Source organism: Psychrobacter glacincola, assembly GCF_965118485.1.
Lineage (GTDB): Bacteria > Pseudomonadota > Gammaproteobacteria > Pseudomonadales > Moraxellaceae > Psychrobacter > Psychrobacter glacincola_D.
Genome location: NZ_CBCPJH010000005.1, coordinates 49,453 through 68,846 on the forward strand (window position 1 = coordinate 49,453; position 19,394 = coordinate 68,846).

The window sequence follows — 19,394 nt, forward strand, 5'->3', positions numbered from 1 at the left end:
GTCTTATGTTTGGCTATGCCGATGCTTGTTTCAGCATGGGCAAATGCGAATATTCAAATCTACCCATCGAAAGGTATTTTTGGATTGGAGCAAGGTTGTCGTACCGATCCTAGCAAATATGAAGCGAATGGTTCTTCTATTGTGTGTGATTTCAGTCAAGCGATTGACAATGAAATCATTCGTAAACAAGCCGAGCAACTTTTTGTACAAGGTTTAAAACAAAATTTCGGTGAACAAGTTGTCGATACTATTTCGCAAAAAACTAAAAATCGTACTTATATAGCCTCTCTAGAAGTTTTACGCGCGAGTGAATACATTGTAAAGAAGGATTCGACAGCAGAAATTTTTCTGCCAGTCACCTTAAGTCTAAAACTCACTGACGTGTTGTCGGGCGAGGTCATTTATAGTGACAGTGCGACGTTGTCGCAACCGATTCAGGTACTTACTACTGAAATTGATTTACCTACAACAAAAACAGCAATTAAACAGAAATTTCAAAGTACTTTGTTGACATTGACTAAGCAAGTAACTGAAGAATTAAAATCAAAACTTAAAATTTCTGAAACTGAGACCCAAGTGATTGATCGGTGGAAATCTTATTTGGTTCTAGATAAAGGCTTTAAGCAAGGGATCGCAGCACAAGATGAACTGAGTTCAATAGATGGCGATTTGATTCGTGTGGTACATGCGGACAGTGATTATGCTGTGGCTGTGCCAATATTGATGCAAGGTCGTAGTAAGGGCTTTAGTAAAGTATCAACCAATACACGTCAGGCTATGAATAAGCCTAAAGCATTAGTGGTTGATGTACTGACTTATCAAGGCGAATCAAAAGATTTAATTGAGCAAATCTTTTCTGATGCAGTAGGTGAGCAAGCCTCATTTACTTTGACTCCAGTCAATCGACGTTATAGTGCTATGGCACAAAGTGTTAGTGAACAGACTGCATTAGCACAAAGTGAAGACATTAACCAACGTGAGTTACCTGAATTTTTTATTCGGATTAATGTCATTCCTGTCATTGCTTATCAACAGCAGATTGGGAAAATAACTCAGCAACAAGTTCTCCATAGTGAAGTGTTTGCTGAAATGATTGATCGTTCTGGTCGCGTGATCTACTCAGCACATGCAACAGATGATATTAAAGACGTGATTTCAGAAGGAATGGGATTTTCTCTAGAGGCACGTAAAGAAGTTGTATTGAAAAATGCACTTTTGAAATTAGGTCAACAATTTCAAAAAGGGATTCAATTTACTCGTTCTGATTTAAAAGTCTCGAGTTCAAGTGGTCATAACATTACCATTGATGATGCGGGGGAACGCTTAAGTACCGGAATGAAAGTCCATGTTTATCATTCAGATAAGGCAGCAGGACGTAATATTCTGATTCCAACATGGGAAGCAACTGTTTTGGAACGTCAAGGTGCGAAAGTTACAGCGCAATTAGATTTCCCTGTCAACAGCAGTGATCGTTTACCCGTGCGTTCTGGAGACAGGATTTTGCTTGATAGTTCTGCTCCAGTAGGTGACTCGAAGCAATCACGTGTTTTATGTCCAAGCTTACATACCGAGCAAGTTGGTGAAGTGCCATTTTATGGTTTTGGTCCTTTGATTTACCACGCTTTTGCCAGTCAGTCGAAACGACCATTTTATGCGACAGGTTCTGGCTTTAAAGGACAGACTCTACTGAAAGATTCAGTCATTGCTATGACTGAAAATGCTGGGTTTAAAAAAGATATGAAAGCTAACTTTTATATTCCAACAGATAAATGTTTACAGCCAGTACTTAAGATTGAAGTGAAACAAGACAGTATTAAATGTAATGCAGACAAAAGTAATTGTGACGCCACATTGGTTATGGCCAGTGGTGCACGCATATTCAACCAAAAGTCTGAAAAAATAGGGGCTTATGGTTTGCAACAAGAAATCGCATTAAAGGGTATAGATTATCAGCATCGTCATGAAATGTATAACATTCAGATGTTTGAGGCTTTGCCAAAAATTTTAAATCAAATCGTGCAAAAAGCCGATTCTTCACAATAGGGATAATAAGGTATGAAAAAAATTGCAATTGTTTTAGCAATAGCGGCTTCAATGGGAGCATCAAGCGTCTATGCAGGTTTTGGGTCGCTGAGTAAGATGGCATCGTCATTATCTGAATCTGTTACTGGCGTATCTTCTTCAAATATGGATATCAATGGTTTCTTCACGCAGGCTAAAGCAACCAATGCAATGTTTACTCAGAGTCGTACTGCTTTAGCTTCATTACTCGCAAGTAAACAAGATTCAGATGAATTAAAAGCAAAACAGAAAAGTCTGAAAACGACTTCTGATCCGAAAGAACAAGAAGCAATTCAAAAACAAATTGTAGTGTTATCTAATGCTGTTTTAGAAGCCTCTCAAAAAGATGAAGAAGGAACAGTAGCTAAGCTGTCAGCATTGAATGTGGAGCAGAAGCAGCATTTGTTGGACTCTGCAAGAAACTTTGCAATCGCAAGTTTAACAGCTCGTGAATTGGCGCTAGGAGCTAAACAAGTAGGTACGAGTTTAATAGCAAATCCAAAAAGCTTGACCAATACAGGAATGTCTTTAGTTGAGGCTAAAGGTGTGGTTGGAGATATCACTGGTATTGCTAAAAATTCAACTATGGCTTTGGTGGAATATCCAAAACTATTCAAAAAGGCTGGTATTGAATTCAAAATGCCGACAAGCTCATCAGATAAACCAAAAGTACTGAATGATATTTAAAAAGATTAATTTAGGTTAAATCTTAAATTTAATCAAAATTGCAAATGATGATTAAGTCATTTAAAGAAATAAAAGAGCCCTCTATAGGGCTCTTTTGTGTTTTAGTGTTTTACGGAATTTAAAGCACTAAAATATGGTCAACGTCTCGGGACTTTCCTTTAAGCTGACCAATCAAGACATGGAATTATGCCAATACCATTGCTGATAAATTTTATGAGAATAATGTTGTGATGTCGCAAATTGCCAACAATACAGGTGAGCAAGCGATGCTAGATGACTTCCCTTGAGCCATTGATGATGCCATTTAGGTAGTCATGAAGCGCATAGAGAGCAGATGATGCAATTGCTTTCCACTCCATCTAAAGCCCATGTTTTTGGTCATTTAATTTTTGATATGTTGTTCTATTCCTATACCTACGCGCTATATGTTTAAAGCGTTAAGACGATTATGTTGGTAAGGCCTATAAACTTAGATAGGATGTTGGTCTAATTGAGGTGTGTATGAATAATAGACCAACACAAGCTACGGGATAGGTGGGTTATGTTCGGATAGATTAGGAAAATAGCAGACATAAAAAAAACGCTAGGCGCGTTATTTATAAAGGGATATGGGAGTGTTTAGGACAAGGTGGGAAAACTAGCGTTTGATAAGATTGGCGGGAAGGAGGAAGCCGAACAGCTATATTAAGTATTTGATAAATATAATTATTTATATAAAAAAATATATTTATACCAACATTTATACCAACAAATAGTAGTCGCTATGTATTTCGATAATCATATATTCTTATTATATCATGCTGTTTTAATAACTAAACCTGTCTAAAGACGATCCTCTTAAAGAGCGAATAAACTTATATTTAACGCAGTGTTGCTACATTGCGATATAAGTGGTAAAGTAGCGACTTCAAACATAGCTATGCAGTGTGATGTTGTTGCAAATAATTCTATTGAGCCTAATATATTCTTCATAGAATATAATTCATAAAGAAGAATCTCTCAAAAAAAGGAAATACTAAATATGTTCAATTCTGCTAAAAAAGAACAGAAGCCACGTAAAAGCTGGCTATACGAAATGAGTGTTGATTTAACATTTAGAGATGAAATGATTATCTCACCTGAGTTAATTAATCTTACTAAGACTGTTGAAGGAAGTGAGCTACCTAATAATTTATTGAGTAATTTTTTAACTGAAAACGAAGATTATAAATATATCTACCCTCGTGTGTCAGATAAAGAGGTTGTTATCAAACACATCTGGTCAGAAATTTCGAGTGATGAAATCGGAATTCAGTTTGATATGTCTTTATCACATAGTGTGAAAGTAAGAGCTGACACTCTAGAACAAGCTGAAGTAAAAGCACATCAAGCATATCAAAATGACAGTGATATTTATCACACTGTTGAAAAGCTAAAACTTTTAGACAAAGTAATAATTGAGCGTATTAACTTCATTGAGAAGACAGAGACACCCATTTATCCTGATGAAAAAGATTATTAATCTATATGTTTGATAGCTCGCTTAGGTTTTATAAATGTATTCTTATTCGACAAAGATATCACCTAAGTAGGCTATAAAATAAATTTAAACCGATGTAATAGGTTATAAAATGATGAAAAAGCTGAGTGATATTGCGAATATTAGTCCAGGCTATCCATTTAGAACTAGTATTGAACCAGATGATAATAGTGACGTATATGTTGTTCAACTACGCGATGCACAACCTACTGGGCAGATTAACCAGAATCAAATAATTAAAACAATCCTTCCTGGTAAAAAAAATCCTATCTGGCTTGAATCTGGAGATATCTTGTTTTCCGCAAGAGGTAGTAAAAACTTTGCTTCTTTAGTAGAAGACCTGCCCAAAAAAACAGTATGTAGTCCACATTTTTTTATAGTTAAAGTAAAAAAATCGGCAATGGATAAAGTTTCAGCAGAGTTTATTTGCTGGCAACTTAATCAGCTTTATGCCCAACGTTATTTTATAAAAACTGCTGAAGGAGGTATTAATCTAGGTATACGTCGTAAAGTATTAGAAAGCGTACCTATAAAATTAATACCTATAAACCAGCAGCGTGAAATAGTCGCCCTACACCGATCTAGCTTAAATGAGCAAAAAATATTACAACAGCTAATTGAAAATAGGCAGCAAGAACTTAAAGCTATTGCTCTAGATTTACTTAACAAATGAATTATTTAACTATCTATAACTCTTATTAAGGAACCATAATGCCCACCAGCCAAATCAATCAAGACGATATTAATAAAGCCGTCTGGAATGCCTGCGATACCTTCCGTGGGGTGATCAGCGCCGATACCTATAAAGACTTTATTTTAACCATGCTATTTCTCAAGTATTTATCCGATGTCTATCGTGATGAGTACAACAAGCTGGTTGAGCAGTTTGGCGACAACCCAGAACTGATCCACGCCATGATGTCCAAGCAGCGCTTTGTATTGCCTGAGGGCGCTAGCTTTTGGGATTTATACGAGCAGCGTCACCAGCCGGGCAACGGTCAACGTATCGATGAGGCGCTCCATGCCATCGAAGAAGCTAACGGCACTAAGCTTAAAAACGTCTTCCAAGATATCAGCTTTAACACCGATAAGTTGGGTCAAGAAAAGCAAAAGAACGAGCTGCTACGCCATTTACTAGAAGACTTTGGCAAAGAGATCCTCAACCTAAGCGTTGAGCGCGTCGGTAGCTTAGACGTGATTGGTAATGCTTACGAGTTTTTAATCAAGCACTTTGCCGCCAGTAGTGGCGCGACGGCTGGTGAATTCTATACGCCGCCCGAAGTATCGAACTTACTGGCGACTATCCTTGAGCCAGTAGAGGGCGATGAGATCTGTGATCCTGCTTGCGGCTCAGGGTCGCTACTCATTAAGTGCGGGGCGATGGTACGCAAAAACTCAAATTCTAAGAAGTATGCGCTATACGGTCAAGAAGCCATTGGCTCGACATGGGCACTGGCCAAGATGAATATGTTCCTACACGGTGAGGACAACCACCGTATCGAGTGGGGCGATACCATTCGTAATCCGCTGCTCCTCGATAAAGACGGCACCCATTTATTACAGTTCGATGTGGTGACTGCCAACCCGCCGTTTTCACTGGATAAATGGGGTCATGAAGATGCCAGCAGCGATCCCTATGGTCGCTTCCATCGCGGTGTACCGCCCAAGACCAAGGGCGACTATGCCTTTATCAGTCATATGATCGAAACGCTGAAACCAAACACTGGCAGAATGGGTGTGGTGGTGCCGCATGGCGTGCTATTCCGTGCATCTAGTGAAGGCAAAATCCGTCAGCAGCTGATTGAAGAAAACCTACTCGATACGGTGATAGGCTTACCGGAAAAGCTATTCTTTGGTACGGGAATTCCAGCCGCTATTCTACTGTTTAAAAAGAATAAATCCGATGACAAGGTACTGTTTATCGATGCAAGTAATGAGTTTAAATCAGGTAAAAACCAAAACCAGCTCACCGAAGACAATATCGATAAAATCATTGAAACCTATAAAGCACGGGAAAGTGTTGATAAATATGCGTATCTAGCGAGCTTTGATGAGATATTCGATAACGACTTTAACCTAAATATTCCACGCTATGTCGATACCTTTGAGGAAGAGGCGGAGATTGATCTGGTCGCGGTGCGTACGGAGCGTCTTGAATTAAAAGCTGAACTGGAGAGTTTAGAGACTGAGATGGCAGGGTTTTTAAAGGAGTTGGGTTATGATGCCTAATGGTTGGAAAACTTTATCTCTTGGCGAAATTACTAAAGAGAAAATCTCATACGGTATTGTTCAAGCAGGACCTCATGTTGAAAATGGTGTCCCATACATAAAAAGTTCAAATGTTGGTGGTGAGATAAAAATTGAGGATTTGCAAAGAACTTCATCTGAAATTCATCACAAATATAGACGTTCAGCCGTACATCCTAATGACATTGTATTTTCTTTAAGAGGAAACATCGGTAGAACTAGTATAGTTCCACCAGAATTGTTAGAAGCTAATTTAACACAAGGCACGGCAAGAATTTCTGTGAATACAAAAAACGAGACGAATTTTGTATATTACAGTCTTGCTAGCACACCTATCTTGAACAGAATTAACTCTCTTAGCAAAGGTTCTACATTTAAAGAAATTTCATTGGAAGAGTTGCGGAAAGTGAAATTACCCATACCACCACTCCCAGAACAACAAAAAATCGCTAAAATTCTATCTACTTGGGATAAAGCGATTAGCACCACTGAGCGTTTAATTGTGAATAGCACCCAGCAGAAAAAAGCCTTGATGCAGCAATTGTTGACGGGTAAAAAGCGGTTGCTTGAGGAGTCGGGGAAAAGGTTTGAGGGTGAGTGGGCTAGACAGCCTATAAATTTTGTAGCGGATGTTATTACTGGTAACACACCTTCTACTAAAAACCAAGAGTACTATGGAGGAGATAGATTATTCGTATCTCCTTCTGATTTGGGTATTTCAAAATATATTTTAGAGACTACTAAGAGGCTAACCGATCTTGGTTTTAACCAAACAAGAAAAGTGCCAAAAGGTAGTTCTCTATTCACATGTATAGGTTCTACAATTGGTAAGCTAGGAATAGCAGGAGAAGAGTTAGCTACCAATCAGCAGATTAACTCAGTTTGTGCAAAAGGTAATAATTGCGGTGAATTCATTTACTATCAATTGTTATTTCATGCAGAGCAAATTAAAGGAAGTGCAGCAACACAAGCTGTACCGATTATAAATAAGACTAATTTTGAGTCACAATTAATATTTTCGCCTCCATCGCATAAAGAACAACAAAAAATCGCCACCGTGTTAACCAATACCGATAAAGAAGTTGAGTTACTTGAGCAGCAATTGGCTGATTTGCAGCAAGAGAAAAAGGCGCTGATGCAGGTGTTGTTGACGGGTAAGAAACGGGTGGTAGTTGATGGGGAAGTTACCTAATGGAAATTAGTATCCAGCATGTTGAAAAAGCATATTTGTATTTGAAAGGTTTAGCTTATCACGAAAATTTGAACCTTTTTCTAAAGCAGCAAATTGCTGAATTTGAAATACAAAATATGAAGGTAAGTCAGTTATCAGAAGACAAAGAGAGTAGTGATGGATTAGACAACGTTTTTATAAATATAGTATCAACTATTAATAATAATGAAGCTTGCGCTAGTAAACAGTTTAAAAGATGGTTGAAAGATATAAGCTATCGTCTATTACCAAAAGCTGTAGAACGAAAAGAAGAAGACTATAAGCAAAGAAAGGATAATGAAGATAAAGGCTTATTTATCAGTAATGTAAGAGAGTCAGATAATTATTCAGTTTCTAAAATAAATTACTTCATTACTGCTCCTGTAGAAATTCATATAATTGAAACTCTATGGTGTCTTTTCGTTGGTTCAGTTTTAGAAACAAAAATGAGCAAAGATAGTTACGGAAATCGTATGCATCCTACGGCATTGAAGAGTGCTACAATTGAAGACGGTACAACTGGAACTGGGCTTTTTAAACGTTACATTTATCAATACAACAAATGGCGCGACCAAGCAGTTGAAGTTGCAACTAATATATCTAAAGATAATGATGATGTAGCTCTATTATCCCTCGATATAAAATCATTCTATTACAACGTGGATTTAGACTTTAAAGAAATAACGCAAATTATTGAAGAGCATTACGAAGAAGATATTGGTAAACGTAAATTAGCTATCCAACTAAATACTTTGCTTGAACAGGTTTATATTAGCTATCAACTCGCTATAAAAAAGAGTTTTGATCAAACCCATACTGAGTACAAAGATAATCTAATATTACCGATTGGTTTGTCTTCATCTTCTATCATTGCAAACTGGTATTTATCCGAATTTGATGATTTGGTAGAGAGCAAGGTCAGACCAGATTACTACGGCAGGTATGTAGACGATATCATTATGGTTTTTAAAAGACCAAGAAACGCTAATTTTAGAAGTGATGATTCACCGATTGAGTCATTCATGGAACACTACCTCGGTAGTACGTTGGCAGATAATGAAGATAACAGTTCAAATTATTTGATCAAAGCACATAAACAGTTATTACAAATTCAAAAAGATAAGCTTATATTACATTTTCTTGATAAAAACCATAGTCGAGCAAGTCTAGAAGTTTTCAAACAAAAAATAGATGAACAAAGCAGTGCTTTTAGGTTTTTACCAAATAATCATATAGATAAAGAGCTAGATGGATTTGCATATGACATTATTTACAACGGATCAACCAATAAACTACGTAACATTGTAGGACTTGTAGAAAACGAAACGGAATTAGCAAAGTATCTATCAAGCCACATAATTGCTCATAGACTTTGTAAAATAAATAAAAATGATACCGTTTTATCACAAGTTAAACATTTTTTCAAAGGTCAGAACGCTCTTCAACATTTTCGTTTATGGGAGAAAATATATCAATATGCAGTGATAACTAGAAATCATAAGTTCGTGATATTTTTTTATAATTATATCGATAATGAAATCGATAAAATCAGCTATATAAAACCTGAAAAAAAATATAAGTTAAAGGGCGTCACTGATGAATTATGCGAAGACTTAAGATTATTTAATAAACTTTCTTTAACAATTACCATGGGGTTATTAGATATATCCGCTGATGGAAAAGTATTTAAAAATTTAAGCTCGTTAAACACATCTAAAGAAGAACTGTATAATTATTCTATAAGTTTTAGAAAATCAAACTTAATAAGACATAACTTAGTCGCTTGGCCTTTAGCTAATTTTTCAAACAGTGATAGTGATCTAACAGTAGAAACCTATTTCATAAACAATAGAGATATTGAACTTGATGACAATAAAATCAAATATTCTCCTAGGTTTATTCATTTTGATGAATGGCAATTGTTTCATCTAGGCAAACATCTTAGCCCTGATAGCAATTTGAACCAGTTGTTAGAAAGTGTATTGAATAACTACAGAGTTAAATTTAAACAAAATAATAATTTGATTAATTTTACTAATAATTGCAATGATGAATCGAAAATTGTCAAGTCACATTTAGAAGTTAAAGGAAGTCAATCTAGAGATAAATTAACGTTAGCTATAGCAAATATAAAAATAAATGATTCTGATATTGAGGATGCAGTTCGTAAAGATCATGAACCTAATCTCAGCTTTGAAAGGCAGGAGAAGCTGTATAGTATATTAAATTCTGCGATATCTGAAAAAGCTGATTTAGTCGTACTTCCAGAAGTGGCTATTCCTGTCAGCTGGCTTCCTTTTATGATTACTTTCTCAAGAAGACATCAAATTGGACTGGTTTTTGGTTTAGAGCATTGGGTTGTAGATGATGTAGCTTACAATCTTATCATTGAGGCATTACCTTTTAGAACTTCAGATAAATATAAGTCATGTGTAATGACTGCACGAGTTAAAAATCACTATGCGCCTGCTGAACTAGAAATGCTTGAATCTCTGCGACTCAAGCCTGCAAATCTCTATCTCGAACCAAAAGCTTATTATCATAGAGTGTCTTGGCGAGGTACGTCATTTACTACTTATAATTGTTATGAACTTTCTGATATTACACATCGTTCTTTATTCAAGTCAGAAATTGACCTATTAGTAGCCTGTGTATGGAACAGAGATACTAACTATTATGAGCATATTCTAGAATCAGTAGTCAGAGATATTCACTGCTATACTGTTCAGGTGAATACTTCACAGCACGGTGGATCTTGCGTATTACAGCCAACTAAAACAGTTAATTCGAATATTGTCTATGTCAAAGGTGGAGATAATACTTGTATCTTGACGACAACATTAGATATAAAGAAAATTAGAGACTTTCAATATAAGTCGAAACCAAATAAAACTGACTATTTTAAACATTTGCCTCCTGGCTATGATCATGAGTCGGTTCGAAATCGCTAAAGGACATTCTTTATGAACGCGCTTTAGGAGCGATAAATGTCATTAAATAAAATCAATTTTCAAGAAGAATTCAGCTCAAAAATTCCTGCTTTAACATTGCTCACTACGCTGGGCTATCAGTTTATACCCCCCAGCCAATGCAACGCCATGCGTAGTAATAAACTGCTAGGTATCAACAAAGCCACTAACCAAGTGCTTTTGCTACCCATCATGCGTGCATTTTTAGCTAAGCAAACCTTTACGTTTGAAGGCACACTGCATCATCTATCAGACAGCGCTACTGATAAAATCATGCACGAGCTAAACCCAGCTATGAATCTAGGCTTGCAGCTCGCTAATGAAAAGCTCTATAACGCCATGCTTTATGGCGTGACGGTGACAGAATTTATCGACGGCAAAAGAACCTCTCAAACCATCAGTTTGATAGATTGGGACAATATAGATAACAACAGCTTTCACTTTACCGAAGAGATGGTAGTACATAATACCGAGGGTACAGGTAATATCATTCCTGATATCGTCTGCTTTGTAAATGGTCTGCCGTTGGCAGTGATTGAAGCCAAGCGCCCTGACTCCAGTAGAGAGTGGCAATCGACCAATGCGCAAGCCGTCTCTCAGCACATTCGTAACCAAGGTCAAAAACAAATCCCACATCTATTTGCCTATAGCCAATTATTGCTAGCGGTGAATGGTAATGACGGTCTGTATGCCACCTGCGGTACGCCTGAGAAGTTTTGGGCAAAATGGGTCGAGGAAGAGATATCTGAGCCTGAGTTTCATCGTCTAAAAAACCAAAAGCTTAGTGATGATCAGCTTAATAGTTTATTTGATCATCGTCCTGCTTCTGCTAAGAGAGATTACCAATCGTTGATTAATGCTGGTGATTTAGTCGTTACCGATCAAGACCGCTTAATCGTCAGTTTATTACAGCCTGAGCGTTTGCTTGAAATGACGCGCATGTTTACCTTGTTTGATAAAAAAGCGGGCAAAATCGTTGCCCGTTATCAGCAAGTCTTTGGTATTAAAGCCCTGATTAAACGTATCAGTACTTTTGACAGCTCTGATGGTAAGTTGGGCAGTCGTGAGGGTGGAGTGATTTGGCATACGACAGGTAGTGGTAAATCCTTTACGATGGTGTTCTTCTCAAAGGCGCTTATTTGGTTAGAAGCATTAGCACAGTGCCGAGTCATTGTCGTCACTGACCGTGTCGATCTTGAGACTCAGCTCAGCCAAACTTTTGCTTCTGGTGGCGTACTTAGTGATAGAGACAAAACGGATGCGATGGCAACTTCTGGTCGCCGTCTAGCACAGCAAATCGGTCATGGTAATGAACGTGTTATCTTCTCCATTATTAACAAGTTCGGTTCAGCCGTTAAGTATGATGAATGCTATAACGACAGCCCAAACATCATCGTCATGGTCGATGAAGGTCACCGTAGCCAAAATGGTGAGAATAATATTCGCATGAGCCAAGCCTTACCGAATGCTGCTTTTATTGCCTTTACGGGTACGCCATTACTAAAAGATGATAAGACCGAAAACAAATTCGGTAGCATCATTCACTCTTACACCATGCAGCAAGCTGTCAAAGACAAAACCGTCACGCCACTGTTATATGAAGAGCGGATCCCTGAGCTCAATACCAATGACCAAGCTATTGATGCTTGGTTTGACCGTATCACCCAAAAGCTTACCGATGATCAAAAGATAGATCTCAAACGTAAGTTCTCCCAAAAAGGTCAAATCTATCAGGTTGAAGGTCGTATTGAGCTGATCGCTCATGACATCTCTGATCACTTTCAAAACTTTAAACAGCAGCATCTAAAAGGTCAACTGGCTTGTGATTCTAAAGCCTCAGCTATTCGCTATAAAATGGCATTAGATAAGATTGGCAAAGTGACCTCTGTGGTTGCTATGTCACCGCCTGATACCCGTGAGGGGCATGACACCGTCGATGGCGAATCAAAAGACATCGTACAAAACTGGTGGCAAGATAATGTCGCTACTGAATACGGCGGTGATGAAAAAGCCTATACCAAAGCCATTATAGAAGCCTTTAGTACTGATGATGGTCCTGACATTATGATTGTCGTTGATAAGCTATTAACGGGCTTTGATGAGCCCAAGAACACTGTGCTGTATATTGATAAACCCTTAAAACAGCACAACCTCATTCAGGCGATTGCTCGAGTGAACCGCTTACATGAGAAGAAACGCTTTGGTTATCTGATTGATTATCGAGGTATCTTAAAAGAGCTGGATATTACTATTGAGAAGTATCAAGACTTAGCGGAACGTACGCAAGGTGGCTTTGATATTGAAGATCTTAAGGGTCTGTATAACGCTATGGATACCGAATACAAACAGCTACCAAGACTGCATAGCGAGCTGTGGGCGATCTTCTCATCGGTAAAAAATAAGCAAGACGGGCAAGCGCTAAGGCAGGTGCTGGCACCTAAGATGCAAGAGATCGATGGCAGAGTAGTCGATACCAAGCTTAAAGAGCGTGACGACTTTTATGCTGCTTTGACCGAGTTTTCTAACGCTATGAAAATTGCGTTGCAATCAGCATCTTTCTTTGAAGATAAGTCATTCGATAATAAACGTGACCGCTACAAAGCCGATCTAAAAGTCTTTATTAATCTACGTAAGCAAGTGCGGGAAGACGCTGATGAAACCATCGACTACGATGAGTATGAAGCGGATATTCGCAGCTTACTCGATAAGCACATTGCAGGGCTTGAGGTTAAAGAAGCAAAAGGCGTTTACCTAGTCGATAACCTAGGTAAGTTGGGAAAAAACATTAAGCCTGAAGCGATGAGTGACGATGAAGCCCGCAACCAAACCGATAAAATTACCGGTCGTGTCACTAGAATGATTGAGCAAGATTTGGCTGATGATCCTTATGCGCAAGAGTACTTCTCTAAGCTCCTAAAAAAAGCCATTGAGGAAGCTAAGGCGATGTTCGATGCACCCGTAAAGCAGTACATGATGTTTGCTGACTTTGAGCAAACCGTAAAAGACCGTGACGTCGCTGACGTACCGAATGACTTTATCGATGATAATGGCAAATTAAACAAACATGCTCAGGCTTATTTCGGTTTGTTTAAGCATTTATTTGACACTGATTTCTTAGCGGATAAAGAGCTAGATAGCGATAAGCTGGTCGCTTACGCCTTTGAGATTGATGAGGTAGTCAAAACGAATGTGGCAGAGTATTCAATCAATGCCAGTGAGATTGAAAATGCGATTAATAGACGGTTATTGCCAATGCTGTTTGCTGACTTGGGTATCGATAAAGCGCAGCAGCTCATTGAAGAAGTGCTAAAGATTACCCGACTTGGGCTGTCGAGAGAGACAAGTAGCCCACGAGCTGCAAGAGGGTAGTAGGCAATGACTGAGACTAGCGACTTTTATTATGGCGAAGATAAGATCCATTATGAAGTGGTGCGTAAAGAAGCAAAAAATAAATCTAGAAGCAATAATTTAATTACTGATGAGACCAAACCTTGCAAACCCCGAAAAGTGGTCATAAAGGTACATCCTGATCAGCGTGTGGTTGCCACAGCGCCTATCGATGCTACTAATGAAATGATACATGACGCTATGATGAAACGTGCTCGCTGGATATGGCAAAGCCTACAAGACTTCGCCAAGCAAAAAGATCATGTATTGCCAAAGCGCTATGTCAGCGGTGAGACCCAATTTTATCTGGGTCGCCGTTATGTGTTAAAAGTGCTTATTAGTTCTGAGACTGAACCTAGTGTGAAGCTGAGTCGTGGGCAGTTGAATGTATTCTTGCAGCAAAGTGACAACAAAATAGACCAGAAAATACAAGCTGAAAAAGTAAAAAGTATGCTCGATAAATGGTATCAAAACAGAGCTAAAGCCATCTTCAGTGCCAGATTAAAAGCCTTGCTACCAAAGGCTTCGTGGGTAAAGGACGTTCCATTATACAAAGTTTTAATAATGCAGAAACAATGGGGCAGTTGCTCTACAAAAGGCAATTTAATACTCAATCCTCATTTAGTAAAAGCGCCAAAGGAATGCATTGATTATGTTATCTTGCACGAGTTGTGTCATATAGCTGAGCACAACCACAGCGAGAAATTCTGGCGGCTACTGATGCAGGTGATGCCTAACTGGAAAGAGGTGAAGGAAAGGCTTGATGGGATGGCAGAGTTTTATTTGAATGAGTGAGAGCAATTCGCCTATTTACACATTAAACATCTCTAATATAGAGGTAGATTTTAACTTCTTATTTTCTAGGTAATTTTTGCTCAATCATGCTTTTCCGCTATACTAATCGTTGATCAGCTAATGAGAATATTCCCATGTCCAAGTACTATGAAAATCTTGTCCTAAAGCTAATTCAGCAACCGACTGAACAAGAGTGGCTTGAGTTTAAGCATAACTTTCATAGTTCGGAAGAAATCGGGCAAAGAATATCTGCTCTCGCTAATGGTGCATGTCTTGCAGGTAAACAGTTTGGATATTTAGTTTTTGGTGTAGAAGATATAACTCATAATATCGTGGGTACAAGTTTTCACCCTAAGACAAAAAAAAGCTAAAGGCAACGAAGATCTTGAACATTGGCTTGTTCGTCAAATTACTCCAAAAATACATTTTACTATTCACGAGCTACAGATTAATAATAAGCTAGTCTCTCTTTTTGAAATTCCTGCGGCAACTAATACACCTATTAGCTTCTTGCATGAAGCTTATATTCGTATTGGTAGCTTAACCAAACCGCTCAAACACTATCCTGATCAAAGTCGCAAACTATGGAAAAGTATGGCTAATGACTGGAGTGCGGAAATTTGCCAAGGTGCAACTTTAGCCGATCTCGATTCTGAAGCTATCCTTATAGCAAGAAAGGTTTATGCAGAAAAAAATAAGCGCTTAGCAGAAGATGTGAAAGGATGGGATGACACAATATTTTTGAATAAAGCTAAAATTACTATTAATGGTCAAATTACTAATACAGCTATCATTCTATTAGGGCTCCCAGAATCCACTCACTTTATTAGCCCTGCTCAAGCTAGGATCACTTGGATATTAAAGGGTGTAGATGGTTTTGAAAAAGACTATCAACATTTTGAGCCACCTTTTCTACTTGCGCTAGACGAAGTTTATAAGAAAATTCGTAACCTGAACTATCGTTATATGCCATCTGGTACACTTTTCCCTGAAGAAGTGCAACAGTATGATCCCTATATCATTAGAGAGGCATTAAGCAACGCTATTGGTCATCAAGATTACCGTTTAGGTGGGCGTATTGTTATAGTAGAAAAAGAAGATTCGACACTAGTATTTCAAAATAGTGGTGATTTTATACCCAAAACTATTGAGAACGTGTTGCTTCAAGATGCGCCTGAAGGTAATTACCGCAACCAGTTTTTAGTTAATGCAATGGTTAGTTTGAATATGATGGATACAGTGGGTAGTGGTATCAAGAAGATGTACCAGATTCAAAGCCAACGTTACTTTCCATTACCAGACTACGATTTATCTGATAATAAAGTACGAGTAAAACTTACGGGTAAAGTGCTGGATCAAGAATATGCTAAGCAGTTGGCTTTAGTAAATGATCTGTCATTACATGATATTATTGCGCTCGATAAAGTACAAAAAGGTCGATTTATTACTGAGGATGAAGCTGAGATACTCCGTAAAAAATCCCTAATTGAAGGGCGTAAAAATAATTACACCATTGCCGCTGATATTGCTAAACACACAGATCAGCAGGCAGAGTATATGCTCTTAAAGGGTTTGAATGAAGAGTATTATGAAACGGCTGTTTTAGAATTGCTTAGACAATTTGGTTACGCCAACCGTTCAGATTTTAATAAATTTCTATCTAGTAAGCTTCCGGATGTCCTAACTGATGATCAAAAATTTCACAAAATAAAAAACTTACTCCAAAAAATGAAAAGAAAAAATCTTATACATTTTGAAGACAAAGTTTGGAAGTTGGTCTAAGCTTAGACGAGCTTAGACGAGCTTAGACGAGCTTAGACGAGCTTAGACGAACAAAAAACAAGCCATTGTGATTGGCTTGTTTTCTATATTTACCTAGTGAGCTCGTTCAGCCATTTTTGACTCTAACCATTGTGCAACCTCACTTGCTACCCAGGCTACACGTGTATTACGTGCCTTAAACCCATTGCGTTTCTTAGACCCCTTGGTTAGTTTAACTTGAATAGGAAAGGTGGGGTCATAACGTTCAGAACTCTTGTCTAGCATATCGTAAATTGTGGTACGACTTAGTCCCGTAAAGTAAATAACTTTTTTGATCGGTAGCATGCGAGGTATAGCTGTTACTCTTAGATCATCTAAGCCACTTTGATTATTAGTATTGAAATTGTCCATGATTAGCTCCTTGTAAGTGAATGAGAGCGTTTCCTCTCATACTCATACCGAGTCCCATATTTATTTACTGCGTCCTATGCTGTCCTATCGAGTTAAGACTAGCTTGCCGTCACGCCATAAAAAAAGAGCTGACCTCATCAACTCTTTTTTGTCTATATTGATAAGACAAACCCATGTATCAACTTAAAGCCGTTACGCTCTGCCGTAGACCTTGCTCAATGCTGTTCACGTTATGAGTAGCTAACTCGTTCTGTAAGTATCCTTGCTTCTGTAGGTTGTGATTAGCATCGCTAGTCTCTGCTGGATAAAATTCTTCGATCACATCAAGGAGACCGTCGCTATCAATCTCAAAGCATGAATTCACGTAGCCCTGTTTAGCGGCTTCCTCTAACGCTGCTTGATCAAAGCCGTGTTCGCTCAGCTCACTATCTATCGCTTGTGCATCCTGCACCGCTTGCTTGAGTGTGATGCTATCCCGTAGCGTTAAGTCGACAAAGTAAATCGGCGTGCGATAGCTTTGCGTCGTGCTTTTACCGCGTAGAGTTAGTTGTAGTGGCAAGCAAGACAGCTTATTACCTGACACCGCAGCAAAGTAGCTGAGCCGTGCGGCTAATGTACGAATACTATTAAAGCCTGTGGTGCGAAAGATAAACGTACCAAGCTCGTCGTCTTCACTGAGATTGACGTAAAGCCTGCCATATGGCTTACAAGCACCACCTTGCGCCAGTGGACAGCGATCAGGCGATGGGCATGGATGGCTTTCAACACCCTTACTGGTTCGGCGCTGACACTGCTCTCCGTCACCGACGCATAGTGGGCGTCCGGTTTGTCTATCGAACAGTGTGTATTCAGCGCGTAGGTTTAGTTCAGGATCATTAAACAGCATACGTACCGGTATTTGTCTGAGCTTACCTTCACTACGTACACGCAGCTTTTCATCAAGTGGATGATTGATCCAGCCGTCTTTGTTTTGTACTTGACTGGTAATAGTGAATTGATCGTCCTTGGCAGGTAAACGCTTGCCATCCTTTTGAATGACACGCCCAATGCTGATACGACCAAGTACTGGCGGGGTAATAGTTAGACCTTTAATCATGGTGATATTCCTTATGTGTTCTAGTTAGCCATAAAAAAGCCCACCTATAACGGGTGGGCGTTTATGCGCTTATTTGAGTGAGTGGTGTAATTTATTGATTATGTTTAATAGCTGATTATTAGCTTATCCATCATTAAGAATGACAAAGCGACGACTGCCATGCTTAGTTTTACTAAATTTATTGAGTAAGTCAGGATGCGCTTTTAGTACCGCTTTGCTATCAAGACTGAGACTGTCTTTCGAGCGTTTCCAAGAAATCGCGCCTTTCTCAAACACCGCAATCTCATTGTCTTGAATTAAGCTTTGCAGCTGATGCTTGACTTGATCATGACGCTGCTCTAACTCTTGCATATAGTCACGGTAGCTAAGTAATTGCTCAAACAGTTTATTAGCTCCGTCATCTTCACGCAGATCAACTTTGCTTGATGGCTTAGGGGTTGGATAAAGCAGCTTTAAGGCTCTCGCTGCGGATTCAGAATGATCAGGGGTTGGTGGTGTGTCGGTCTGCACGTATTGCCAGAACAAACGCTCATGCTCGATGATGGACGCAATCAAGCGTTCATCCCGCTCAACCTTATAAATCTTTGCTTCGTGTCCGCAAATTAACACGCAGATATGCGCAGCCGTTTTACCTGTGACCGCTAACTGATGCTGTACTTGGCAAGTCACGTACAAGGGCACGCCATGCTTCCACAGCTTAGCGCCATGTTCACCAGCGGTTTTGCACTCAAGTATTTGTACCTCTTCATTTCCTGTGATGGCGTAGTCTAGGTTTGCCAGCATAAAGTGGTTGTCAGGATCAGGATGCTGCAAGATCGCATTCACGCGCCTGACTTTATTGCCCGTGTGCTGTTGATAATACTTAGCTACCATGGGTTCTAACGTATTGCCCCAATAGAGTGGCGAATAGCCATCAATATCGTCGTCTAGATGTGAATGCAGACGACCGGTTTTAATCATCCATAGCTCAAGCATCGACAAATATGGATGGATGCCACACGCAGCTGCTGCGTCAGAGCTGCCAATGCCTTGCTTGCGAACTTGTAGCCATTCCTCATGACTGAGGGTTTTGGTATTGACCAGACGTTTTGCAGTGGTTGATTGAGTGGTGGTTATGGGCGCTTTCACCTTAACGGTTGCACGCTTGGTTTGTCTTAGTTGAGCGATATGGTTCAATGCGATTGTGTTCATGATGAACTCCTTCGTTAGTTTGTCATTGGTTAATACTATTTATTAAAAAGACGACATAAA

Annotated in this window: 14 protein-coding genes and 2 pseudogenes; 13 read left to right on the top strand and 3 right to left on the bottom strand. The window is 38.9% G+C overall.

Features of this window, described 5'->3' with window-relative positions; all coding sequences use genetic code 11:
* Positions 1-21 precede the first annotated feature (21 nt).
* The 13 genes and pseudogenes from ACMHKH_RS02490 to ACMHKH_RS02550 all read left to right on the top strand — a co-directional run bounded on the left by ACMHKH_RS02490 (position 22) and on the right by ACMHKH_RS02550 (position 16,657).
* Entirely contained in the window at positions 22-2,043 is a 2,022-nt protein-coding gene (locus tag ACMHKH_RS02490) for a hypothetical protein (RefSeq protein ID WP_413519100.1), read from the top strand.
* 12 nt (positions 2,044-2,055) lie between these two features.
* On the top strand, positions 2,056-2,748 hold the full coding sequence (locus ACMHKH_RS02495) for a hypothetical protein (RefSeq protein ID WP_413519101.1): 693 nt from the start codon (positions 2,056-2,058) through the stop codon (positions 2,746-2,748).
* A gap of 182 nt (positions 2,749-2,930) precedes the next feature.
* Positions 2,931-3,181, top strand: a pseudogene (locus ACMHKH_RS02500) (hypothetical protein); the annotation flags it as partial.
* Between the two features lie 588 nt (positions 3,182-3,769).
* The gene (locus ACMHKH_RS02505; RefSeq protein WP_413519102.1) at positions 3,770-4,249 is read left to right on the top strand and encodes a hypothetical protein; all 480 of its coding nucleotides are present in this window, start codon (positions 3,770-3,772) and stop codon (positions 4,247-4,249) included.
* A 109-nt stretch (positions 4,250-4,358) separates the two neighbouring features.
* Positions 4,359-4,940 (top strand): restriction endonuclease subunit S, encoded by a 582-nt coding sequence (locus tag ACMHKH_RS02510; protein WP_413519103.1) that lies wholly within the window; start codon positions 4,359-4,361, stop codon positions 4,938-4,940.
* 38 nt (positions 4,941-4,978) lie between these two features.
* A complete protein-coding gene (locus tag ACMHKH_RS02515) occupies positions 4,979-6,496 on the top strand; it encodes a type I restriction-modification system subunit M (RefSeq protein WP_413519104.1) in 1,518 nt (505 codons plus the stop codon).
* Complete coding sequence (locus tag ACMHKH_RS02520; RefSeq protein WP_413519105.1) at positions 6,486-7,706, top strand: restriction endonuclease subunit S; 1,221 nt, start codon at positions 6,486-6,488, stop codon at positions 7,704-7,706. Before ACMHKH_RS02515 ends, ACMHKH_RS02520 begins: the two co-directional genes overlap by 11 nt.
* Positions 7,706-10,675 (top strand): reverse transcriptase domain-containing protein, encoded by a 2,970-nt coding sequence (locus tag ACMHKH_RS02525; RefSeq protein WP_413519106.1) that lies wholly within the window; start codon positions 7,706-7,708, stop codon positions 10,673-10,675. Before ACMHKH_RS02520 ends, ACMHKH_RS02525 begins: the two co-directional genes overlap by 1 nt.
* A 36-nt stretch (positions 10,676-10,711) precedes the next feature.
* Positions 10,712-14,062, top strand: coding sequence for a type I restriction endonuclease subunit R (locus ACMHKH_RS02530; protein ID WP_413519107.1), 3,351 nt, complete (start codon positions 10,712-10,714; stop codon positions 14,060-14,062).
* Between the two features lie 6 nt (positions 14,063-14,068).
* Positions 14,069-14,875 carry a M48 family metallopeptidase gene (locus ACMHKH_RS02535; protein WP_413519108.1) on the top strand — a complete coding sequence of 269 codons (807 nt, stop codon included), beginning with the start codon at positions 14,069-14,071 and terminating at the stop codon, positions 14,873-14,875.
* A 134-nt stretch (positions 14,876-15,009) separates the two neighbouring features.
* The gene (locus ACMHKH_RS02540) at positions 15,010-15,246 is read left to right on the top strand and encodes a helix-turn-helix domain-containing protein (RefSeq protein ID WP_413519109.1); all 237 of its coding nucleotides are present in this window, start codon (positions 15,010-15,012) and stop codon (positions 15,244-15,246) included.
* 37 nt (positions 15,247-15,283) lie between these two features.
* A pseudogene (locus ACMHKH_RS02545) lies at positions 15,284-15,370 on the top strand (hypothetical protein); the annotation flags it as partial.
* Between the two features lie 99 nt (positions 15,371-15,469).
* Positions 15,470-16,657, top strand: coding sequence for an ATP-binding protein (locus ACMHKH_RS02550; RefSeq protein ID WP_413519110.1), 1,188 nt, complete (start codon positions 15,470-15,472; stop codon positions 16,655-16,657).
* A 93-nt stretch (positions 16,658-16,750) separates the two neighbouring features.
* On the opposite strand, the gene ACMHKH_RS02555 is transcribed toward ACMHKH_RS02550, so the two are convergent.
* The 3 genes from ACMHKH_RS02555 to ACMHKH_RS02565 all read right to left on the bottom strand — a co-directional run bounded on the left by ACMHKH_RS02555 (position 16,751) and on the right by ACMHKH_RS02565 (position 19,334).
* Positions 16,751-17,047: a helix-turn-helix transcriptional regulator gene (locus ACMHKH_RS02555; protein WP_413519111.1), complete on the bottom strand. Its 297-nt coding sequence runs from the start codon at positions 17,045-17,047 to the stop codon at positions 16,751-16,753.
* A 178-nt stretch (positions 17,048-17,225) separates the two neighbouring features.
* Positions 17,226-18,143 (bottom strand): hydrolase or metal-binding protein, encoded by a 918-nt coding sequence (locus ACMHKH_RS02560; RefSeq protein WP_413519112.1) that lies wholly within the window; start codon positions 18,141-18,143, stop codon positions 17,226-17,228.
* A 123-nt stretch (positions 18,144-18,266) separates the two neighbouring features.
* The gene (locus ACMHKH_RS02565) at positions 18,267-19,334 is read right to left on the bottom strand and encodes a YqaJ viral recombinase family protein (RefSeq protein ID WP_413519113.1); all 1,068 of its coding nucleotides are present in this window, start codon (positions 19,332-19,334) and stop codon (positions 18,267-18,269) included.
* Between the last annotated feature and the right edge of the window lie 60 nt (positions 19,335-19,394).